This window comes from Prevotella sp. E15-22 (genome assembly GCF_023204875.1).
In the GTDB taxonomy this organism is placed as follows: Bacteria; Bacteroidota; Bacteroidia; order Bacteroidales; family Bacteroidaceae; genus Prevotella.
Genome location: NZ_CP096247.1, coordinates 811,191 through 834,286, shown reverse-complemented (window position 1 = coordinate 834,286; position 23,096 = coordinate 811,191). Strand labels below are relative to the sequence as shown.

Annotated in this window: 15 protein-coding genes; 12 read left to right on the top strand and 3 right to left on the bottom strand. The window is 51.1% G+C overall.

Going from position 1 to position 23,096, the window contains the following annotated elements; translation table 11 throughout:
• Nucleotides 1-108: 108 nt before the first annotated feature.
• From M1D30_RS03115 to M1D30_RS03105, 3 genes are read left to right on the top strand one after another with little or no spacing between them, the layout of a single operon-like run.
• The gene (locus M1D30_RS03115) at nt 109-2,058 is read left to right on the top strand and encodes a glycogen debranching enzyme N-terminal domain-containing protein (RefSeq protein WP_248506174.1); all 1,950 of its coding nucleotides are present in this window, start codon (nt 109-111) and stop codon (nt 2,056-2,058) included.
• 12 nt (nt 2,059-2,070) lie between these two features.
• Nucleotides 2,071-3,339, top strand: coding sequence for a glycosyltransferase family 4 protein (locus tag M1D30_RS03110; protein ID WP_248506172.1), 1,269 nt, complete (start codon nt 2,071-2,073; stop codon nt 3,337-3,339).
• Between the two features lie 37 nt (nt 3,340-3,376).
• The gene (locus M1D30_RS03105; protein WP_248506169.1) at nt 3,377-4,816 is read left to right on the top strand and encodes a glycoside hydrolase family 57 protein; all 1,440 of its coding nucleotides are present in this window, start codon (nt 3,377-3,379) and stop codon (nt 4,814-4,816) included.
• A 76-nt stretch (nt 4,817-4,892) separates the two neighbouring features.
• On the opposite strand, the gene M1D30_RS03100 is transcribed toward M1D30_RS03105, so the two are convergent.
• Nucleotides 4,893-9,257 carry an autotransporter-associated beta strand repeat-containing protein gene (locus tag M1D30_RS03100; RefSeq protein ID WP_248506167.1) on the bottom strand — a complete coding sequence of 1,455 codons (4,365 nt, stop codon included), beginning with the start codon at nt 9,255-9,257 and terminating at the stop codon, nt 4,893-4,895.
• A gap of 284 nt (nt 9,258-9,541) precedes the next feature.
• On the opposite strand from M1D30_RS03100, the gene asnA reads away from it, so the two are divergent.
• From asnA to M1D30_RS03060, 8 genes are all read left to right on the top strand, one after another.
• The gene (asnA, locus tag M1D30_RS03095) at nt 9,542-10,579 is read left to right on the top strand and encodes an aspartate--ammonia ligase (RefSeq protein ID WP_248506165.1); all 1,038 of its coding nucleotides are present in this window, start codon (nt 9,542-9,544) and stop codon (nt 10,577-10,579) included.
• A gap of 167 nt (nt 10,580-10,746) precedes the next feature.
• Nucleotides 10,747-12,549 carry a DNA polymerase III subunit gamma/tau gene (locus M1D30_RS03090; protein WP_248506163.1) on the top strand — a complete coding sequence of 601 codons (1,803 nt, stop codon included), beginning with the start codon at nt 10,747-10,749 and terminating at the stop codon, nt 12,547-12,549.
• Nucleotides 12,550-12,597: 48 nt separating this feature from the next.
• Nucleotides 12,598-12,948, top strand: coding sequence for a septum formation initiator family protein (locus M1D30_RS03085; RefSeq protein WP_248506161.1), 351 nt, complete (start codon nt 12,598-12,600; stop codon nt 12,946-12,948).
• The gene (locus M1D30_RS03080) at nt 12,932-13,330 is read left to right on the top strand and encodes a hypothetical protein (RefSeq protein ID WP_248506160.1); all 399 of its coding nucleotides are present in this window, start codon (nt 12,932-12,934) and stop codon (nt 13,328-13,330) included. Before M1D30_RS03085 ends, M1D30_RS03080 begins: the two co-directional genes overlap by 17 nt.
• 93 nt (nt 13,331-13,423) lie before the next feature.
• Nucleotides 13,424-14,092, top strand: coding sequence for a DUF4369 domain-containing protein (locus M1D30_RS03075; protein WP_248506158.1), 669 nt, complete (start codon nt 13,424-13,426; stop codon nt 14,090-14,092).
• Nucleotides 14,076-15,431 carry a dihydroorotase gene (locus M1D30_RS03070; protein WP_248506156.1) on the top strand — a complete coding sequence of 452 codons (1,356 nt, stop codon included), beginning with the start codon at nt 14,076-14,078 and terminating at the stop codon, nt 15,429-15,431. Before M1D30_RS03075 ends, M1D30_RS03070 begins: the two co-directional genes overlap by 17 nt.
• Nucleotides 15,432-15,437: 6 nt before the next feature.
• Entirely contained in the window at nt 15,438-16,427 is a 990-nt protein-coding gene (locus M1D30_RS03065) for a metallophosphoesterase (protein ID WP_248506154.1), read from the top strand.
• 16 nt (nt 16,428-16,443) lie between these two features.
• The gene (locus M1D30_RS03060; RefSeq protein ID WP_248506152.1) at nt 16,444-17,202 is read left to right on the top strand and encodes a 1-acyl-sn-glycerol-3-phosphate acyltransferase; all 759 of its coding nucleotides are present in this window, start codon (nt 16,444-16,446) and stop codon (nt 17,200-17,202) included.
• 57 nt (nt 17,203-17,259) lie between these two features.
• Here the strand turns inward: M1D30_RS03060 and M1D30_RS03055 are convergent, their stop codons facing one another.
• Nucleotides 17,260-18,009, bottom strand: a complete 750-nt coding sequence (locus M1D30_RS03055; protein WP_248506150.1) for a polyprenol monophosphomannose synthase — start codon at nt 18,007-18,009, stop codon at nt 17,260-17,262.
• Nucleotides 18,010-18,275: 266 nt separating this feature from the next.
• Between M1D30_RS03055 and mfd the strand changes: the two genes are divergently transcribed.
• The gene (mfd, locus tag M1D30_RS03050; RefSeq protein ID WP_248506149.1) at nt 18,276-21,662 is read left to right on the top strand and encodes a transcription-repair coupling factor; all 3,387 of its coding nucleotides are present in this window, start codon (nt 18,276-18,278) and stop codon (nt 21,660-21,662) included.
• Here mfd and M1D30_RS03045 read toward each other — a convergent pair.
• On the bottom strand, nt 21,640-22,917 hold the full coding sequence (locus M1D30_RS03045) for a hypothetical protein (protein ID WP_248506147.1): 1,278 nt from the start codon (nt 22,915-22,917) through the stop codon (nt 21,640-21,642). The genes mfd and M1D30_RS03045 overlap by 23 nt on opposite strands.
• Nucleotides 22,918-23,096: the final 179 nt, after the last annotated feature.

Genomic DNA, 23,096 nt, shown 5'->3' with positions numbered 1-23,096 from the left:
AACAAAAAAGATTCCCAAATATTTTGTAGTCCAAATAAAAATTCGTACTTTTGGAAAAGAAATCTAAAACGTGAAATTATTAACAATAAAAACCTTAAGATAGGAACTATGAGTTATTTACGATTCGAAAAAGCCGTGATGACAAACCTGGAGGAGAGTCTGCGTCGTGAATTGCTCCGAACCAACCGAGGCGGTGCCTATAGCGCGTCTACACTTGTAGACTGTAACACGCGAAAGTATCATGGCCTCCTAGTTGTGCCTGTACCCCAGATTGACGACGAGAACCACGTGCTCCTGTCGTCACTCGACTGTACGGTGGTGCAGCACGGAGCAGAATTCAACCTGGGCCTCCACAAATATCAAGGCAACAACTTTAGTCCTAAAGGACATAAGTACATCCGCGAATTCGATGCCAGCCTTATTCCTACTACCGTCTATCGTGTGGGAGGCGTTATTCTGAAGCGCGAGACTATCTTTCAGGCCTACGAGGATCGCATCCTGATTCGCTACACCCTGGAAGAGGCTCATTCTGCCACTACCCTGCGTTTCCGTCCGTTCCTGGCATTCCGTTCCGTACGTCAGTTCACCCATGAAAACTCCGTTGCCAGTCGCGAATATAAACTTGTGGACAACGGCATCTCCACCTGTATGTATAAGGGTTATCCCGATTTGTTCATGCAGTTCAACAAGAAGAACGAGTTTATCTTCCAGCCCGACTGGTATCGTGGCATCGAGTATCCAAAGGAGCAAGAGCGTGGCTATGCCTCGAACGAGGACCTCTACGTACCTGGTTATTTCGAGTTGCCCATCAAGAAGGGCGAAAGCATTGTCTTCGCCGCCTCAACATCGCAATCAAAGTCGAGCGCACTAAAGTCTATGTTCCAAAAGGAACTGGATCTCCGTGTACCACGCGATAATTTCTATCATTGTCTGGTTACGGCTGCTCATCAATTCCACAACCGCGAGGCCGATGACACCCGTTATCTGCTGGCCGGCTATCCTTGGTTCAAGTGCCGTGCCCGCGATACCTTCATATCGCTTCCTGGCTTGACCCTGGCCATCGACGAGCAGGACTACTTCGAATTGGTGATGAACACCGCCGAGCGTGGTCTGCGCGAGTTTATGGAAGGCAAGCCTCTGACAGTGAAGATTTACGAGATGGATCAGCCTGACGTGCCTCTGTGGGCCGTTTGGGCCATACAGCAGTACGCCCGCTACGCAGGTCGCGACAAAGCCTTCGAGAAGTATGGCAAGCTGTTGCAGGACATCATCATCTATATCAAGGACGACAAGCATCCTAACCTCCGACTGGACGACAACGGACTGCTCTATGCCAACGGTCGCGATAAGGCTATCACATGGATGAACTCCAAGGCCAATGGCAAGCCGGTGGTGCCTCGTTCGGGCTATATCGTGGAATTCAACGCGCTTTGGTACAACGCCGTGAAGTTCTGCGCGTCAATGGCATCGGAGAAAGGCGACACAAAGGGTGCCGAGATGCTGGAGGAGTTGGCCGCCAAGACCAAGAAGTCGTTTGTTGACACGTTCGTCAACGAATATGGCTACCTGCTTGATTATGTAGACGGCAACATGATGGACTGGAGCGTGCGCCCCAACCAGATCTTTGCCGTGGCACTGGACTACTCGCCCCTGAACCAACAGCAAATGAAGAACGTGGTTGACATCTGCACACGCGAACTACTGACGCCAAAGGGACTACGCTCGCTGTCGCCTAAGAGCGGTGGCTACAACCCCATGTATGTGGGTCCGCAGACTCAGCGCGACTATGCCTATCATCAGGGCACAGCATGGCCTTGGCTGGGCGGCTTCTATATGGAGGCCTGTCTGAAACTGTATAAGCGCAGCCGCTTGAGTTTCATTGAGCGTCAGATGGTGGGCTATGAGGACGAGATGGACTATCATGCCTTAGGCACAATCTCTGAGTTGTTCGACGGCAACCCACCCTTCCACGGACGAGGTGCCATGTCGTTTGCCATGAACGTGGCCGAGATTCTGCGCACCATGAAGTTGCTTGAAAAGTATTCATATCAGAAATAAGGAGGACCGACGATGAAAGTATTAATGTTTGGATGGGAGTATCCTCCTCATGTATTCGGTGGACTTGCCACCGCTAACTATGGTATTTCAGAGGGACTGAAAGCACAGGGTGACATTGAAACCGTACTCTGCCTGCCCCACCCCTTTGGCGATGAGAGTCAGCATGCATGCCGTATCGTGGCCATGAATGCTGTACCTATTGCCTGGCGTGATGTGAACTACGACTATGTAAAACAGCGCGTGGGCAACATCATGGATCCGGAATACTACTATAAGTGTCGTGAGCATATCTATGCTGACTTCAACTATATGCATGTCAACGATCTTGGATGTATGGAGTTTGCCGGAGGCTATCCTGGCAACCTGCACGAAGAGATCAATAACTATTCGATTATTGCTGGTGTGGTGGCCCGCACTGAGGAATTTGACATTATCCACGCACACGACTGGCTGACTTTCCCTGCCGGCATCCATGCCAAGCAGGTGTCAGGCAAACCATTGTGCATCCATGTGCATGCCACCGACTTCGACCGCAGTCGCGGCAAGGTGAACCCCACCGTCTATTCTATTGAGAAAAACGGTATGGACAACGCCGACTGTATCATGTGTGTGTCTGAGCTGACTCGTCAGACAGTCATCAACCAGTATCATCAGGACCCACGTAAGTGCTTCACCGTGCACAACGCCGTCTATCCCCTGCCACAGGAATATCAGGACATTCCTCGTCCTGACCATACTGGCAAAGAGAAGATCGTTACCTTCCTTGGACGTATCACCATGCAGAAAGGCCCAGAGTATTTCGTCGAGGCTGCCAACATGGTGCTACACCGCACTCGTAACGTGCGCTTCTGCATGGCAGGCTCAGGCGACATGATGGACCAGATGATTTATCTCGCTGCCGAACGCGGCATTGCCGACCGTTTCCACTTCCCTGGCTTTATGCGCGGCAAGCAGGTGTACGAGTGTTTGAAGAACTCTGACGTCTATGTGATGCCATCCGTATCAGAGCCTTTTGGCATCTCGCCCCTGGAGGCCATGCAATGCGGTACTCCCTCGATCATCTCGAAACAGAGTGGCTGCGCCGAGATTCTGAACAACTGTATCAAAGTGGATTACTGGGATGTGCACGCTCTGGCCGACGCCATCTACTCTATCTGCGTCAATGACTCTCTCTTCAACTTCCTCAAGGAAGAGGGTAAGAAAGAGGTTGACCAGATTACCTGGGAGAAGGTGGGCCGCTGGATTCGCACACTCTACCGCAGAACTTTAGGATGGGAATAGTAATTAATTGAAAGTTGAAAATTGAAAATTGAAGGTTATGAAAACGATTTGTTTATATTTCGAGATACATCAGATTATCCATCTGAAGCGTTATCGTTTCTTCGATATCGGTACAGACCATTATTATTATGACGACTACGAGAACGAGCGTAGCATCAGCGACATTGCCGAGCGCAGTTACATGCCTGCACTGAACATGCTTCAGCAGATGATCAAGGAGAACGGCAAGTTCTTCAAAGTGGCATTCTCGCTTTCGGGAACTGGCATCGAGCAGTTGGAGATGCACGCACCTCAGGTGCTGGAAAAACTTCAGGAACTGAATGATACGGGATGCGTGGAGTTCCTCGCTGAGCCCTATAGTCACGGTCTGTCGTCATTGGCCAACCCCGACGCCTTTGCACGCGACATGAAGAAGCAGTGTGCCAAGATGGAGGAGTACTTCGGCAAGAAGCCTACAGTGGCTCGCAACTCATCGCTCATCTACAGCGATGACATTGGCGCACAGATTGCCGCTTTGGGTTTCAAGGGCATGCTGACAGAGGGTGCCAAGCACGTATTGGGATGGAAGAGTCCGCACTATGTATACAACTGCAACATGGCTCCCTCACTGAAGCTTCTGTTGCGCGATGTGGAGTTGAGCGATGACATCTCTCTGCGCTTCAACAATGCCGAGTGGGAGGGTTATCCTCTGTTTGCCGATGCCTATATCGACCGCATTGCCCGCCTGCCTGAGGAAGAGCAGATTATCAATATCTTCATGGAGCTGTCGGCCCTGGGCATTGCTCAGCCACTCAGTTCAAATATCCTTGAATTCCTGCATGCACTGCCCGTATGTGCCAAGCAGAAGGGCATCACGTTCTCTACACCAACGGAGATATGCATGAAGACCAAGAGTGTGGGTGCCATCAACGTGCCTGATACCTTGTCGTGGGTTGACGAGGAACGCGACTGCTCATGCTGGTTAGGCAACGCTATGCAGCGCGAGGCTTTCCAGAAGCTTTATTCTGTGGCCGACCGTCTGCTGATTGCAAACGATCCTCGCATCAATCAGGACTGGGACTACCTGCAGGCTTCAAACAACTTCCGCTTTATGACCACCAAGCCTTCAAACGTTGGTCTGGACCGTGGTATCTACAGCGGACCGTTCGATGCTTTCACCAACTATATGAACATCCTCGGCGACTTCATCAACCGTGTGAACGCCCTCTATCCACAAGAGATTGAGAATGACGAGCTCAACGCTCTGCTCACAACCATCAAGAACCAGGGTGACGAGATTGAGATGAAGGACACAGAGATTGAACGTCTGAAAACAAAGTTGGCTAAGCTACAGCCTACGGAGGTGCCTAAGAAAGAGGAGAAGAAGCCTGCTGCTAAGAAGGCTCCTGCAGCTAAGAAATCTGCTACTAAGAAGGCTGCCCCAAAGAAGAAGGCTACCCCAAAGAAGAAGGCAGGAGAACCTAAGAAAGAAGCATAATATGCATCATACAAACAGAAGAAAGCCGCAAGCAACATTGCTCGCGGCTTTCTTCTGTTGATACTTTACTAACAATTTATCTTATCACGACCTTGCAACCCTCGATAACATAAACACCAGGCTTAAGTCCACGGAGGTTGGTGGCCTGCTGACGAACAAGTTGACCACGGAGGTCATAGATATCTGCAGGGCTCTTGCTCAAGTCAATAGCTGGACGGATTGCCGTGTCGATGCTCTTGACAAAGAGGAGTCCCTCTGACAAGCGACTGGCGTCCCACTCAATGCCGTTGGTACCCTCAACGGTGGGATTACCCGTGAAGGTCTTGGCGTTCCACAAACGGATGCTGTCACCCACCTGCAGGTTATGGCCAGCGTTGAGCTCGATGAGAATCTTACCGTTGATAGCATAGGCCGAGTTGTTCAGTGCCTTGGGCTTGCTCGAGAAGACGAGGACGGCATTCTGGGAGACAGTAAGCTTGCCTGTACCCAACTGGGCGTTGGTTCCCAACTTCAACTCACCCTCGCTAATGGTGGTAGAACCAGTATTGTCGTTAACGCTGTTCCAGGTGATACGACCACTACCCACCTTAGCAAAGTTAGCATTCGAGGTAACCTTAACACTGGTGCTCCAATCGTCATCGTTGCCCACCTGCCAAGTGTTGGCACCTACACTGGCACCATTACTGAAGGTACAACTACCACCCAGTTTACCAGATCCCGTCACCTTACCAATACGGAAGGTCTTACCGCTGTTCTGTACCTCAACATCAGCAGCAATATTCATGGTGCCCTTAGGCATGCCCGTAGAGGTATTGAGAGTGAAGCGTTTCACATCGCCATCAAGACTTGACAAGGGTTTTAATGTTCCCTCGAAAGCACTGAAGTTACACTGTATAGGCGTGCGTGTAGCATAATAGTTGGTGCCCTTCTCTGTGACGCAATAGGCATTGAGCGTTCCCTTGCCCGTCACCTTATTACTATAAGTAGAACGGTTGGCCATATACCAGTTGCCAGTTTTTCCCTCTGGGACGTCAATCGTATAACCGCTGCCTGCACTCTCGTTGAGTGTACCACCTTGGAATTCTACAGTATTCGCAGGCGTGGTAATGCCCTGGCATTGCACAGTTCCTGCCATGATGACCAGACGTGTCAGGCCACTATTGTTGGCAGTCAGCTTCAACCAGCCACTGCCCTTCTTGGTGAGCTTGGTACCAGTGATGGCCTTAGCAGCAATGAAGTCAGCCTGATTATTGATGATACCACCCTCATCGCCAGTCATCTGCATGGGTGAACCCTGCTCCACGGCAGCGGTGGTCATCAGTGTGGCGCCATCGCCAATGATGAACTGCGAGGCCTTGGTGGTAACACCACCCAGGTTACCTGTGGCCGAATACTGGTTGGCCAGTTTCTTCACCTTTGTTGTTCCTGCAACAAGAGTCGTGCCGCCAGTATAGCTGTTCTCATTATTAATGGTCAGCGTACCCGTACCTTCCTTGATAAGAGATGCTGTGCCGCTGATGGCACCTGTTCCACTGAACACATAGTTGCCCGTGTTGCTGACAAGTACTGTAGAGGGATAAACCTCTGTGCTCACGCTGACACTCTTAGTGGTAGCGTTATCGTCAAAGGTCACAATATCACCTGAAACGAAAGTGGTAGCTTCCGCCTCGGCTCCAATGATAAAGTTGGCAGTCTCGCCCACATCCCACTTATTACTCTCGGCACCCGTCCAACTGATGGCATCAGGATCGCGCATGCCCACAATCTCGAGAATCAGTTTGCCATCCTCAACCAGCAACTGGCGCTTCTGAGTGGCCAGTCCCTCAATGACTAGGTCGGCAATATTACCTTCAATCTCACCCACCTCGGCGATGACATATTTTCCTGCAGCCATCTTTGTCTCGCCCTCGGCCAGGTGGCCTTTAAGTTCAACAACAGGCGTCAGGTAATCAGGACCAAACTGTTTCCAGACAGAGCCCGTCTTTTGTTCAATCTTCAGCACCTTTGTCTTAACAACATCGGCCTGATTATTGGCACTATAGAGATCAAGAGAAAGGCGTGAACCAAAGCCAAGCGACAGGGTGTCGATGGTAACAGAACCCTGATGGTCGGCATCACCAGGACGAATGACTGAGCCATAGTCGGCACGAACACTCTTAAACACACCACCGTCAGAGACAAGCTCCGTATGACGGTTGAGCCACAATGGCGACTGCTTCATGGTACCGTCGAACTTCAGCGTGCCACCCCAGATATTGGTCTCACCCGTGTGGGCGAAGTCAGCCTTGGGCAAAGCCAGGATACCATCACCCTGCTTCACAAGTCGACCAGTGCCGCTGATACCTGCGCCACTCACCGTACAAGTATAGGTGGTGTAGTTAATCTTAGCATTCTGGTTGGTGCTTTCACTGGCGGCCGTTCCCTGCACCCATGTAGGCACATTAAAGGTCAGCACCTCTGGCTGGGCGCCGGCAGCAATGGTAACAGCACTGTTTTTCGTCTCACACACAATGACATGCTGTCCGTTGAGACTAGTGCCGATGGTACCGCCGTCGGCAACCTCAGTACGACCAGTCATGGTCAATGGGGGCGGTGCAATAGTAATGCCCTCCATCTCACCCAGGAAGTAGCTGGGACGTGGGGGCTGGTTGTAGCCACACATCTGCCACACCATTGCATTGCGATACTGATGATCGTACCACAGTGATGGAATGCGCCAATCTGTAGAGGTGGGCGTTGAATAGATTCGGATATTACCTGTGGCCGTACGCATGATAATCTCCTCACGCCAGTCGCCCAGGATATCGCCTTGATAACAGGGAGTTCCCTTGGTGTCGTTGTTGGTCTGCGAGCCAGCGCAGGTATAAATAGGACTCCACGAGCCATACTTCGCAATGCAGCCCTCAGTATTCTTGCCGTTCACATAGTTGAAGGTCTCCTCACAGAGATCACCGTCCCAATAGATGCGGAAGTTCTGGTTGATACCTTCCTCCACCAAATTACTATTAACGGCAGCAGTCACTGTGCTCAAAGGTTTTCCACCTGTTGGCGTACAGATGCCACCTGGATAGGTGTTCGAGAAATTACCAGCCATACAACGCCCCACATCACGGCCAGCCGTATAACGGAAGAAGACCTTCGACGTGGTAGCGTCGCGGAAGTTCGTGCCAGGATTATCCTCCATACAAGCAAAGACCTCCTGTCCGTGATGATATGGGTTCAGGTCGCCCACCTGCTCGGCATCACCATGGCCAAAGCCAGTGGTAGAGAGGCCCTTACCATTGTCGTCGATGACCATCGAGCCAAAGACAATCTCATCACGACCATCCAGATCGACATCGGCCACACAGTAGTTATGATAACCCTGTCCCTTCCACGGACCGTTGGTGTTATTGAACCAGCGCCAGCGTTCTGTCAGCGTGTGGGTGGCAGGATCCACATCATAGGCAATCATCTTATGACGGGTGTAGATACCACGAGCAATGAAGATGCTGGGCTTACGGCCATCGAAATAGGGTGCACCAAAGAAGTGCTTCGAGGCACGATGACCATAGCCATCACCCCAAGCCTTGTTCACATCACTCTCGCCACTCTCCAGCAAACGAAGAGGATAAGGCAAACATTGGTGCACCTGTCCCGTCTTTCCATCGAGATAAAGCAGATACTCACCAGTGGTGATAACAAACCAGTTGGCACCACCGCCTGTGGCGCCACGCACATTTGCCGAAGCATTACCCACGGTATAGGTAGTACCGTCGGCCATGTGGATGGTGGTTCCGTCGCAGGCACGCATAATCACCTCAGCGCAGCCGTCCTGGTCCCAGTCGTAGGCCACGATATTCTGCTCGTTATTCTGGAAATCACCCATGTTCGGACCACAGTTGACCCACCATAAGCGGGTGCCGTCGAGCTTGAGTACCTCCATGATGCTATACTCCTTGGTATCGACACCATTAATCTTAGGACCGTTCTTGGGGAACGACTGATCAATCTCGCTTTGGTTGTCAAACTTCATCAGAATCTCCAACTCACCGTCACCGTCAACATCGGCGCAGCAGGCATCATTAGGCGTCAGTTTACTCTTGATGCCCTCGTGTTTCAACTGAATCTCCTTGTAACTTGACGACCATGGCTTCTGCGCAACACTAAACGGCTGTTCAACGCCACGTACCACAGCAGCCACTTGATAACTACTATTAATGATGCCGCTGGGGTCGGTGAAGTTCGAGGTACTCAGGGGCACCTGGTTCACCTTCACACCGTCGCGATACACGTTATAGGTCACATCATAGTACTCCTCGGCCTGAATACGCCAGCTGAGGTACACCCCCGTACTGGTCTTCATGGCCACCAATCCGCGATCTAATTTGTCTGTCATTCGTTGGGCCTGTGTGCCAAGCGTCAGCATCAGAGCCGCAATGAAAAGAAATAGCTTTTTCATTTGTTTTGTGTCAATAGTTAGTATTCTTTTTCTGCGTGCAAAGTTACAAAAAAAGCTGGACTTAGGCTGACATTGAGAATTAAAAGTAGGCCTTTTGTCAGAATTTGCAGTTGAAAGGACAAAGATTAGGGTATTCCTTTTATTATAACGCGCGCGAATGACAAATAGTCACAAAAACACAATAATTACTTTCTATTTGAGAATATTTTAAATAAATGTTTTGCAAATTAATATTAATATTGTACCTTTGCATGCAAATCTGAAGAAATCAAGCAAATAAACATATGAGTCAAGTTATAGAACCCATAGACTACCAGCGCCTGCTCGACATGCGACAGACCGAGCAGGGCATCAAGCTGATTAAGGAGTTTTTCCAGCAGAATCTCTCCACTGAGTTACGCCTGCGCCGTGTTACTGCCCCACTGTTTGTACTGCAGGGCTTAGGTATCAACGACGACCTGAATGGTGTGGAGCGCGCAGTTACCTTCCCCATCAAGGACCTGAACGACGCACGTGCCGAAGTGGTTCACTCGCTGGCCAAATGGAAACGACTGACACTGGCCGAATATGAAATAGAGCCAGGATACGGCATCTATACGGACATGAACGCCATCCGTGCCGACGAAGAGTTGGACAATCTGCATTCACTTTATGTGGACCAATGGGACTGGGAGGCTGTTATCCGCAAGGAAGACCGCACATTGGTTTTCTTGAAAAACATCGTGGAGCGCATCTATGCCGCCATCCGTCGTACAGAATATCTTGTATGCGAGAGTTATCCGCAAATCAAGCCCTTCCTGCCCGAGAAGATTCACTTTATCCATGCAGAAGAGTTGTTGAAGATGTATCCCGACAAGACACCAAAAGAACGCGAGGATGCCATCTGCAAAAAATATGGCGCCGTCTTTGTGATTGGCATCGGTGGTAAGTTGGCCAACGGTGAGAAGCACGATGGACGCGCACCCGACTACGACGACTGGAGCACTGTGGCCGAAGACGGACGCAAAGGCCTCAACGGCGACATTCTCATCTGGTATCCCGTGCTGGGCCGTTCGTTCGAGCTCTCGTCAATGGGTATCCGTGTTAACAAAGAGAGTTTGCTGCGCCAGCTCGAGATTGAGGGTCAGCAGCAGCGTGAGAAGCTCTATTTCCACCAGCAGCTGCTCAACGACCGTCTGCCCCTGAGCATTGGAGGAGGTATTGGTCAGAGTCGTTTGTGCATGGTGTTGCTTCACAAAGCTCACATCGGCGAGATCCAGGCCTCCATCTGGCCCGACAGCATGCGTGAGGAATGCAAAAAAATGGGTATGCCCCTGATATAACAAAGATTACACTAAAAAAAATCCCGATAACCACAGCGGCTATCGGGATTTTTTTAGTTCCCTTGGGACTATATTCCCAAAGGAACACTCACTCGAAAAAACACAAATTTAATTTGGTTTTTTGCTCGCTTATTCGTACCTTTGCAAACAAAACCAAAAACAAGAAAATGGAATATATTGTTTCGGCAAGAAAATACAGACCAATGTCGTTCGACACGGTTGTGGGACAGTTGGCTCTTACCACCACGCTGAAGAACGCGGTGAAGAGCGGAAAACTGGCGCATGCCTACCTGTTTTGCGGTCCGCGAGGTGTGGGTAAGACCACCTGTGCGCGTATCTTTGCCAAGGCCATCAACTGTCAGAACCCTACGGCCGACGGCGAGGCGTGCAACGAGTGTGAGAGCTGCCAGAGCTTTAACGAACAGCGCTCGCTGAACATCTTTGAGCTCGACGCCGCCTCGAACAACTCGGTAGAGCACATCAAGACGCTGATGGAGCAGACACGTATTCCACCGCAGGTAGGTAAATACAAAGTCTTCATCATCGACGAGGTACATATGCTGTCAACGGCTGCTTTCAACGCATTCCTGAAGACGTTGGAGGAGCCACCTGCACATGTCATCTTCATCCTGGCCACTACAGAGAAGCACAAGATATTGCCCACCATCCTGAGTCGCTGTCAGATTTACGACTTCGAGCGCATGACGGTACAGAACACCATCGACCACCTGAAGCATGTGGCACAGAAAGAGGGCATCACTTTCGAAGACGAGGCATTGGCCGTGATTGCCGAAAAGGCAGACGGCGGTATGCGCGATGCACTCTCTATCTTCGACCAGGCAGCATCGTTCTGTCAGGGCAACATCACCTATCAGAAGGTGATAGAAGACCTGAATGTGCTCGATACAGACAACTACTTCCAGATAGTAGACCTGGCCACACAGAACAAGGTGGGCGACATCATGGTACTGCTGAACAACGTGCTGAACAACGGCTTTGACGGTGGACTCCTGATTCAGGGACTAGCCAAGCATGTGAGAAACGTGCTGATGGCAAAAGACCCGCAGACACTGCCCCTCTTGGAGGTGAGTGAACAGGCCAAGCAACGCTATGCCGAGCAGGCGCAGAAGGTGAACACACACTTCTGCTATGAGGCACTCAAGCTGATGAACCAGTGTGACATCAACTACCGCCAGTCGAGCAACAAGCGACTGTTGGTGGAACTGACCCTCATCGAGGTGGCTCAGATCACACAGGCTGCGGAGGACTCGCCCGCCAGTGGGCGTAAGCCCAGAAGATTAAAATCCCTGTTTAAGAACCTGATTCAACAGGCACAGACCAAGCAAGCGGTCCAGCAGGTGGCCGCGGCTGCGCCAAAGATTGAAAGAACCAGCAAACCTGGTATTGCTAATCCTGTCGGTACGGCAACCCAACCCACGGCAACAGTGCAAGCAAACGCTGCCGCCCCTGCCAGTCCCATCAAAAAGTCATCCCTCAAGGCAGCCAGTCTGGGACTCTCTTGGAGCAATCTGCGCCAGCAGAACAACAAGAAGATGCAGATACTGCCTGGCACCTCAGGCATCGATGACAAGAATGGAAGCAGACACGAAGCCTTCTCACAAGACATGCTGGAACTCCAATGGTTGTCCATGTGCAACCGCATGCCCCAGAAGTACAGCGGCATCGCGGCCCGCATGAAAAATATGAGTCCCAAGATTCTGGAAATGCCCCAGGTCGAGGTGGTGGTCCCCAACGAGATTGCCAAGGACGAGATGGAAGCCATCAAGGGCAACATCCTGAGTACGCTGAAGATATATCTGCACAACGACGATATCACCATGTCGTTGCGTGTAGCCGAGCAGAAAGAGCGCGAGAAGATACTGACCCGCAAAGAGCAGTTCGAATTGATGAGCGAGAAGAACCCTGCCATCGAGCGTCTGCGCAAGATGTTCGACCTACAATTAGCATAAGAGCATCGAGAGGTTAGAGATTATAATGATAATACCATATCACATCATATGAGGAAGATAAAAGAAACCATCAAAGCGATTTTTGCCGTGCCCTATATGAAATATATAGTGGTACTGCTGTTTGGTATTGTGGTCATTGGTTTCATAGGCTCTAACAGCGTATGGTCGCATTTCAAGAACAAGATAATGATTAGCGATTTGAAAGACGAGATAGAGCACTACGAGGGAGAATACCAGCGTGACCAGACACAGATTCACCAATTGCAAAGCAATCCTAAGGCCATGGAACGTATTGCCCGCGAGCGCTATTTCATGAAACATGCCGACGAGGACATCTTCGTACTAAGCGAGGACGAGGAGAGCATTAACACCGACACCGACAATGAAACAATTGAATAAAATAGAAAGCATCATCTTTGTTGTTGGCGCCCTGCTGATGCTGGCAGGTGCCATCATGGGACTATTCAAACTATCATGGTTCCCCCATGTCTATGCCATAGGAGCCATTGGCTTTGCCAGCATGCAGATGCTACAGCGTTATGAAGGCACCAACTTCGTTATCCGTCGTTTGCGTCGCATCATGGTTTTAAGTGATGTGCTGTTTCTGCTCACCGCAGTTCTGATGTTTGCCAACCAGGGTAACGCATTGGGACTTGACTGGATCTATTATCTGAATTATGTTAAGAACAACTGGGTAGTATTGTTGCTGGTGGCAGCCATTTTACAGCTCTATACTACCTATAGAATTGGTAATGAATTGGAAAAAGAAGCAAAAAAATAATAAAAGATTGCGCAATTGTTTTAAATTGCGCAAATTTTTTTTCTCAGTTCAAGATATCATCGTACATTTGCACATTGTAACACAATGTTTAATATGAAAAAACTGATACTCATTTCTGCTCTGACAGCTATTCTCACTTCGTGTGCCGACTCGTACGTCATTGAAGGTTCGTCATCGGTGCCCCAGTTGGATGGCAGCAAACTCTACCTGAAGGTCGTAAAAGACAAAGAACTCACCAACATAGACTCATGCGAGGTGGTGCACGGCAAATTCCGTTTCAGTGGGTCGATAGACACCACCCAGATGGCATCACTCTTTATGGACGACGAGAGCATCATGCCATTGGTTGTTGAGAAGGGACACATCAACATCCATATTGACAACGCTCAACAGAAGGTGAGCGGCACAACCCTGAACGAAAAGCTCTATGAGTTTCTTGAGAAGCACGACCGTCTGAACAACCAAATGAGGGAATTAGACCATCGTTACAGTCAGATGCTGCTGGACGGCATTGACGAGGAAGACATTAACCGCACGCTAACAGCAGAGAGTGCCGTCATCGTACAGCAGGAGGACAGTCTGGTAACCAATTTCGTAGTAGACAACTTCGAGAATGTGCTGGGTCCGTTCGTCTTTATACAGATGAGTTCGTCGGTTCCTCAGATTGAGCATATTATGAGTAAAGCCCCCGAAACGTTTAAGCAACGTGCCGACGTAGAGGAATTCTATAAAATAGCCACGGGTGATGAGAACGCTGATTGAGGGAGGACAGATTGTCAATGAAGGAAGGTGCTTCGAGGGCTCAATAGTTATCGAAGACGAGAAGATTATCGAGATATTAAAGAAAGGACAACATCCTGAGGCGCCTGTCGACAAAACGATAGATGCCACAGGATGTTTTGTTTTACCAGGCATCATCGACACCCATGTGCACTTCCGCGAGCCAGGAATGACAGAGAAGGCCGACATCGACAGCGAAAGCTGCGCTGCCGCCGCCGGTGGCGTCACCTCGTATTTCGAGATGCCCAACACCGTGCCGCAGACCACCACGCTGGAAGCATTGGAGGATAAGTTCCAACGAGCCGCCAAGAGCAGTCATGTGAACTACACCTTTTTCTTTGGTGCCACCAACGACAACGTAGCACTCTTCGACAAGCTCGACGTACATCGCATTCCTGGCATCAAACTCTTTATGGGCAGTAGCACAGGCAACATGCTGGTTGACCGTGACGACGCATTGAACCGTATCTTCCAAACAGCCAAGCTCCCCATCATGGCCCACTGCGAGGACACAGCCATCATCAACAAAAACATGGAAGAGGCCAAGAAAGCCTGGGGCAACGACCCGCAGGTATCACTACATGCCCTGATTCGCAGTGAAGAGGCCTGCTTGACATCCACCACCAAAGCCGTAGAACTGGCCAAGAAACACAAGGCACGCTTGCATGTGGCCCACATCTCCACTGCCGACGAACTAGAACTGATTCCCATAAGTGGCGACACTGCCACGACAAACAACACCAAGACGGCAGATATCACCGCAGAAGTCACTGTTGGTCATCTCTATTTCACTATGCTCGACCACGAGCGTCTGGGTGCCCGCATCAAGGTGAACCCCGCCATCAAGAGTCCTGTCGACCAGTTTATGCTGCGCCAGTCGCTCAACGACGGACGCATCACCACCATCGCCACCGACCATGCTCCCCACCTGTTAGAACAGAAGCAGGGTGGTTGCGCCAAGGCGGCCAGCGGCATGCCCATGGTTCAGTTCTCGCTGCCTACCATGCTTGAGCTCGTCGACCAGAAGGTACTGACCATAGAGCGTCTGGTTCAGTTGATGGCTCACAACCCAGCCATGCTGTTTGAGGTAAAAGAGCGCGGCTTTATCCGCAAGGGCTATCAGGCCGACCTCACCATTGTGCGCCCTAAGACACCATGGACAGTGACACAGGACATCATCCAAAGTAAATGCAAATGGAGTCCCATGGAGGGACATACGTTCAACTGGCGCATAGAAAAAACCCTCTGCAACGGCCATTTGGTATATAATCAAGGTGTGGTAGACCACGATTACAAGGGTCAGCCACTTCTATTCCGTTAAATAACCATGAGTAGTATATTTACCACCACCTATACCAGATTAGATCCAGACACCTACATATATATTACTTGGGCTGTATTCCTGATACTGACAGTCTTGGTAGGATACTTGTGGCGACATAGCAAACGCCGCTGGATAAAATGGGCCACGGCCGCTCCCCTGCTCTTCCTGTGGTTGGTCTTTCTGTATGGCACCTATATTGGGGTCAACGAGTTCAAGGTCCGTCACATAGAACTGGCCTTCGACGACCTGCCAGAAGCCTTCGATGGCTATAAGATTGTGCAGTTCAGCGATGCCCATGTAGGCACACTGACAGGCTGGCGCCAGGCCCTGTTAAAAGAGGCCATTGATAGCATCAATGCCCAGGATGCCGATCTGGTGGCATTCACTGGCGACCTGCAGAACAAGATTCCCAGCGAGATTCTGCCAGTCATGGACCTTCTGAAAAGCATCAAGGCCAAGGATGGCGTTTATTCCGTCATCGGCAATCACGACTATCCCATGTATTTCAAAGGCACAGAGATCGAGAAGTACGACTCCATGAATGTACGTGTGGCTTTAGAAGAGGAGTTGGGCTGGCAACTGCTGGTCAACGAGCGTCGCTCCATTCGCAGGGGGAAGGAGAGAATCCTGATTGCAGGTATGGACAACGATGGCGATGGCGACCATTTCCCTCAGAACGGCGACTTGCAAGAAACCCTCTACGGCATGAGTCGCAACGACTTTGTGGTGATGCTCGAGCACGACCCCTCATCGTGGGGCAGAAAGATTCTGCGCCATAGTCACACCCAGCTCACCCTGAGTGGCCATACTCATGGCGGCCAGCTCTCTTTCCTTGGTCTTTCACCAGCATCCCTCAAGTATCGTGAGTCGTATGGCCTTTACCACATGGACGGCCGTTATCTCTATGTCACCAGCGGACTATCGGGCCTCATTCCCTTCCGTTTTGGCATCCCTGCAGAGATAGCTGTTATCACATTAAGAAAAAAGAAGTAAGTAAACCCAGTAACCAATGAAATATCTTTATTACACCTATCAGTTATTCATTGCATTCCCACTGACAGTCGTTGTCACAGTTATCATCACCAGCGCCATCATCATCGGTGCAGCCCTGGGCTTCGGCCATTTCTGGGGCAACTACCCTCCCCGTTGGTGGGCGCGCATCATTCTATGGCTGTTTCTGATTCCCGTCCGTGTGGAAGGACGCGAGCGATTGGATAAGAAAGAGTCGTATGTCTTCGTAGCCAACCACCAGGGTGCTTTCGATATCTTCCTCATCTACGGTCATCTGAACCGCCACTTCAAGTGGATGATGAAACACCAGTTGCGCAAGATTCCCTTTGTAGGCTTTGCCTGCGCCAAGACACACCAGATCTTTGTAGACAAGCGCGGCCCAAAGAAGATCAAGGCCACCTACGACCAGGCACGCCAGACGCTGCAGGGAGGCACCAGTCTCACCGTATTCCCAGAGGGTTCACGCACATTCACTGGTCACATGGGCATCTTCAAGAAGGGCGCCTTCATGCTGGCCGACGAGTTGCAGTTGCCTGTGGTGCCCCTGACCATTAACGGCTCGTTCAACATCATGCCTCGTATGCGCGACATGAAGTTTGTTCATTGGCATCGCCTCACACTGACCATCCACGACCCCATCTATCCCGTGGGTCAGGGTAACGAGAACGTAGAGGCGACAAAGAACCAGGCCTACGACAGTGTGATGTCATCCCTTGTTCCAGAATATCAAGGATTCGTTGAGAATCCAGACCAATAATAAAAAAACAAGCTAACCTGCCATGCAAGTTAGCTTGTTTTTTTATTGCTCATATCATTAGTTCTTAATCTGCGGATACTTACGTGTCCAGCCATCCCAGCGCAGACGCATCACGCCGAAGAAAGCCTCACCAAAGATGCCACCCGACATCTTACTGGTACCCTCCTGACGGTTCACGAAGATGACAGGCACCTCCTTGATCTTAAAGCCAATGCGCCAGGCTGTGAACTTCATCTCAATCTGGAAGCCATAGCCCTTGAAACGCACCTTGTCGAGTTCGATGGTCTCCAGCACACGACGCTTGTAGCACTTGAATCCTGCAGTGGTGTCGTGGATGGGGAAGCCCGTTACAAACTGTACATACTTCGAGGCAAAATAGCTCATCAACACACGTCCCATCGGCCAGTTAACCACATTCACACCAGTGATATAACGCGAACCGATGGCCACGTCATTGCCCTCATCGTGACAGGCAGCATAGAGGCGAGGCAGGTCGTTAGGATCGTGACTGAAGTCAGCATCCATCTCAAAGACATACTCATAGTCGTGCTCCAAGGCCCACTTAAATCCTGCAATATAGGCAGTGCCCAATCCCAGTTTTCCGCGACGCTCCACGATAAAGAGTCGGTCACTAAACTCACTGGCTATCAAGCCTTTCACAATATTGGCGGTACCATCGGGCGAACCATCATCGATAATCAGAATGTGGAAGCACTTCTCCAAGCCAAAGACGGCTCGGATAATCTTCTCAATATTTTCCTTCTCGTTGTAAGTAGGAATAATGACAATACTGTCGCTTGTATTCATTTCTAAATCCTTCTTTATTTGACTGCAAAGATACGATTAACAAAGCAAAATACAAAGGAAAAATCCTAATTTCTTTTCAATTTTAAAGTATTTTCAGTACCCTTAACTGCGTCCAAGGTACTCACGCTCGGAAAAACTCAAATAAATTTGGTTTTCTTTTCCGTTCATTCATACCTTTGACCTTCGGTCCAAGGTACTCACGCTCGGAAAAACTCAAATAAATTTGGTTTTCCCCTCGCTTATTCGTACCTTTGCAACGCAAAGAAATGAATATACAAGAACTACAGACACTCTATGCCATGAAGCCCCAGGTGGCAGCACTGGCAAAATCCATCGAGAAATCATCCATCAAAACGATTTCCCTCGACGGCCTGCTGGCCTCGGCAATACCCATGACGTTTAGCGCACTGGCACAGAAAGTCAGCAGCAAACTGCTGTTTGTGATGCAGGATGCCGATGAGGCAGGCTATCTCTACCACGACCTCTGTCAGATTATGGGCGACAAGCAGGTGCTTTTCTTCCCATCCAGTTACAAACGTGCCATCAAATACGGTCAGAAAGACCCAGCCAGCGAGATTCTTCGCACAGAGGTCCTTTCGCATGCCACCCATCACGACCTATTATATATTGTCACCTATCCTGAGGCATTGGCCGAGATGGTGGTGACGCGCAAGCAGTTGGATGCCCGTCGTCTGACACTGACACAAGACCAGAGCATCAGCGTGGACAGCATCTGCAAGACCCTGCGTGAGTTTGGTTTCCGCGAGGTTGACTATGTCTATGAACCTGGTCAGTTTGCCTTGCGTGGCTCCATCCTCGATGTCTATTCCTACAGTCATGAGTTTCCTTTCCGTCTTGATTTCTTTGGCAACGATATCGACTCCATCCGCACCTTCGAGGTTGAGAACCAGCTGTCGAAGGAGCGCTGCAACAGCGTGGACATCGTGCCAGAGCTCACGGCCGTAGAAGAGAAAGAGTCTATTCTGAAGTTCTTGCCACAGGACACCCTGCTGGTGATGCGCGACCAGCAGTTTATTCGCGAGTCCATCGAGCGCATCTATCAGGAGGGTTTCTCTCAGCAGGCCCTGCAGGAGCGCATGGCCGAGGCCACCGAGATGGAGCAGCGCCAGATTGAGAAGGAGATGCAGCGCGACAGCCAGATTATCACTGGCAGTCAGTTTGCCAACGATGCTGAGCCCTTCAGAACAATCCTCCTGAAGGAAGACAAGAGCGCTGCCGTCATCCACTTCAACACCAAGCCGCAGCCCCTGTTCCATAAGAACTTCGAACTACTCTCCCAGACGCTGGAGGACTATCTGCTTCGAGGCTTCAAACTCTATATCCTGGCCGACAGCGCTAAGCAGCAGGAGCGCCTGAAGGACATCTTTGCCGAGATGAAGCAGGGTATCGAGTTTATCCCTGTCGACAAGACCCTTCACGAGGGCTTTATCGACGACGATGCCCGTCTTTGCCTGTTCACCGACCACCAGATATTCGACCGTTTCCATAAGTACAACCTCAAGAGCGACAAGGCCCGTAGCGGCAAGGTGGCCCTGACACTGAAGGAGATTCAACAGTTTGAGGTGGGCGACTATGTGGTGCATGTGGACCACGGCATCGGCAAGTTTGGCGGACTGGTCAGGATGCCGTTGCAGGACGGTGGTTTCCAGGAGATGATTAAGATCATCTACCAGCGTGGCGACGCCATCTATGTGAGCATCCACTCTTTATATAAAGTATCGAAATACAAGTCGCAGGACGATGGTCAGCAGCCTCGCATGTCGACACTGGGCACTGGTCAGTGGGAACGACTGAAAGAGCGCACCAAGAAGCACATCAAGGACATTGCTCGCGACCTCATCAAACTCTATGCCGCACGCAAGCATCAAAAGGGCTTTGCCTTCAGTCACGACACCTACCTGCAGCACGAGCTCGAGGCCTCGTTCCTCTATGAGGACACCCCAGACCAGCTGAAGGCCACACAGGACGTGAAGGCCGACATGGAGATGCAGAAACCCATGGACCGACTGGTTTGCGGCGATGTGGGCTTTGGCAAGACCGAGGTGGCCGTGCGCGCTGCCTTCAAGGCGGCTGTCGACGGCAAGCAGGTGGCCGTGATGGTGCCCACCACCGTACTGGCCTATCAGCACTATCGCACCTTCCTGGGACGCTTGAAGAACATGCCTGTCAGGGTGGACTATCTCACACGTGCTCGCACCACCAAGCAGACCACAGCCCTTCTCAAGGACCTGGCAGAGGGTAAGGTGGACATCCTCATCGGCACACATAAGCTCATCAGCAAGAGCGTGAAGTTCAAGGACTTAGGCCTCCTTATCATCGACGAGGAGCAGAAGTTCGGCGTGTCGACAAAAGAAAAGCTGCGCCAGATGAAGACCAACGTCGACACCCTCACCATGAGTGCCACGCCTATCCCTCGCACCCTGCAGTTCTCGCTGGTGGGTGCGCGCGACCTGAGTGTCATCCAGACGCCACCACCCAACCGCTATCCCATTCAGACAGAGATACATACCTTCTCGGCAGAGATTGTCACCGATGCCATCAACTTCGAGATGAGTCGCAACGGACAGGTCTATTTCGTCAACAACCGCATCAGCGACCTGACCCACATTGCCGAGATGATTAAGAAGTACATCCCTGACTGTCGCATCGCCATTGGCCACGGTCAGATGAAGCCTGAGGAACTGGAAAAAATCATCCTCGACTTCTCGAACTACGACTACGACGTGCTGCTCTCGACGACCATCGTGGAGAACGGCATCGACATCCCCAACGCCAACACCATTATTATTAACAGTGCCCAATACTTTGGTCTCAGCGACCTGCACCAGATGCGTGGCCGTGTGGGCCGTGGCAACCGCAAGGCCTTTTGCTATCTGCTGGCGCCCCCACTCTCGGCCCTGCCCGTTGACAGCCGCCGACGCCTGGAGGCACTCGAGAACTTCTCCGACCTGGGCAGTGGCATCAACATCGCCATGCAAGACCTCGACATCCGTGGTGCAGGCAACCTGCTGGGTGCCGAGCAGAGCGGCTTCATCTCAGACCTGGGCTACGAGACCTATCAGAAGATTCTGAACGAGGCGATGGCAGAGTTGAGGAACGAGGAGCCCGAGATGGAAGCAGCCAATGAATCCAGTAATTCTAGAGAATCCAGAATACCCAGTCAGTCTAATTTCTCTGGCGACTTTGTTGCCGACTGCAACCTCGAGTCCGACCTCGAGATGTACTTCCCCGACCAGTATGTGCCCAGCGACTCAGAGCGCATGCTGCTCTATCGCGAACTGGACAACACGCGCAATGACCAGGAGTTGGAGGCCTATCGCCAGCGCCTCGTCGACCGTTTTGGTCCATTGCCTCCACAGGCCGAGGAGCTATTGCTGGTGGTGGCCCTTCGTCGCTACGGCAAAAGTCTGGGTTGCGAGAAGATCATGCTGAAGCAAGGCCGCATGTTCCTCTATTTCGTGAGCAACGCCCGCAGCCCGTTCTATCAGAGCGAAGCCTTCGGTCGCATCATAGAATACGCAACCACCAACGTGCGTCGCTGTAACCTGCGTGAGCAGAACGGCAAGCGCTCGATGGTGGTCACGGATGTGCCCACAGTGGGCGAGGCGGTTAACGTGTTGAAAGCGATATAGCGTTGTCAACCACCTTCTGGTAATAGGTCTTAAAATCCTCCCATTTATAATAAGGATAGAGGTCGGCGGGCAAAGGCAGCGTTGACTCCCTGCCATTGAGCAGACACTTGATGAGGATGGGCTCGCCCTGCTTCTTACTGCGATAGAAGATGAGTTGCAGGTTCGAGGCCTTACCCGTCTGCCAGTTCTGGTAGCAATTCTTCACCTCATAGGGATCCTCTGGGTCCTTGTCGGCACCATTGATGCCCATCAGCACGGTGAGTGGTCCCAGACAGGTGTCGTGACCAAAGCGCAGGTCGGCCAGCAGCTTACTCTTTCCGCTAACTTTATTCTCAGCCTTGTTGATGATGTCGCGCAGGATTGGCGCCATATCATAGCGAGGCTCAAACACCCACGTATAGCCACCCAGGTTCTCGTTCTCCCAGCGTGCCGCCATCTCCTCGTCCTTGATGATGTTGCCCATCATGCCGTCGTGCCCGATGCTGGGCAGCGAGGTATAGAGGTTGATGAGGTTGCTGCCAATGTGCTGCACGTTGCCTGGCAGTCCCTCAGTGCTGGTGAACACACGAGCTACGATGGTCTCGCGCAGGTTGTCGTTATACTGGAACTGCTTGCGGTTCTGCTCAAAACGCGGATGCGACTTGGGAAACTTCAATCGCTTGGGGTTCTGACGGTCATCGGGCTTCACGCCGTCGAGCACCTTGCGTGCCGACTCCATGCGAATCTCAATCTTAGGGTTACACTGGGTGAGCTCCTGACAGAACGATGCCATGCTGAGCACACAGCGACCTGTGAGCGACGAGATGGCATAGATGTCGCCACCCTTCTTAAACAGCTCCTCAAAGTTGTTGTACATCGTCCTTGCAATGAACTGATGCTGCTCCCATCCCAGGTCGCTCAACTCGCTCACGCCTGTGGCCAACTCGTCCTTGGCAGCCATGAACTTCACGCGAAAGGCCTCGCCCTCGGCCGTGAGCTGATGCTGGCGGTGCGCCTTTGTCAGCAGCGAGTCGAGTTCACGATAGAGCATGTCGTTCCAGTAGTAGCGCGAGCCGTGACGACCATAGTGACTGATATAAAACGGCGTGTAGCCACTGGGCGCCTTGGTCAGTGTCACCTTCTCAAACGAATAGGGATAGTCTGTGCCGTAGGCCTTTCTGGGATCGGCCTTCACCTGGTCGAGTGCAGAAACGCCCTGTGCCCACGAAGACAGGGCAATCGTCCAAAGGATAAGGACATGGAAGATTCTTTTCATTGTTCTTTTTTGAAATTTTGAAAGAGTAGTAATGTTTATTGATTTTCAGCCACAAAGATAGTGAATAATTGACAAACGACCATCATTTATTGTCTTTTTTTTCTTTTCATCGCCCGATATAAATCAAGAAATAAGGGTCATTTTCTTGTTGTTATCGCACACAGCCGCTTTCATTTCAT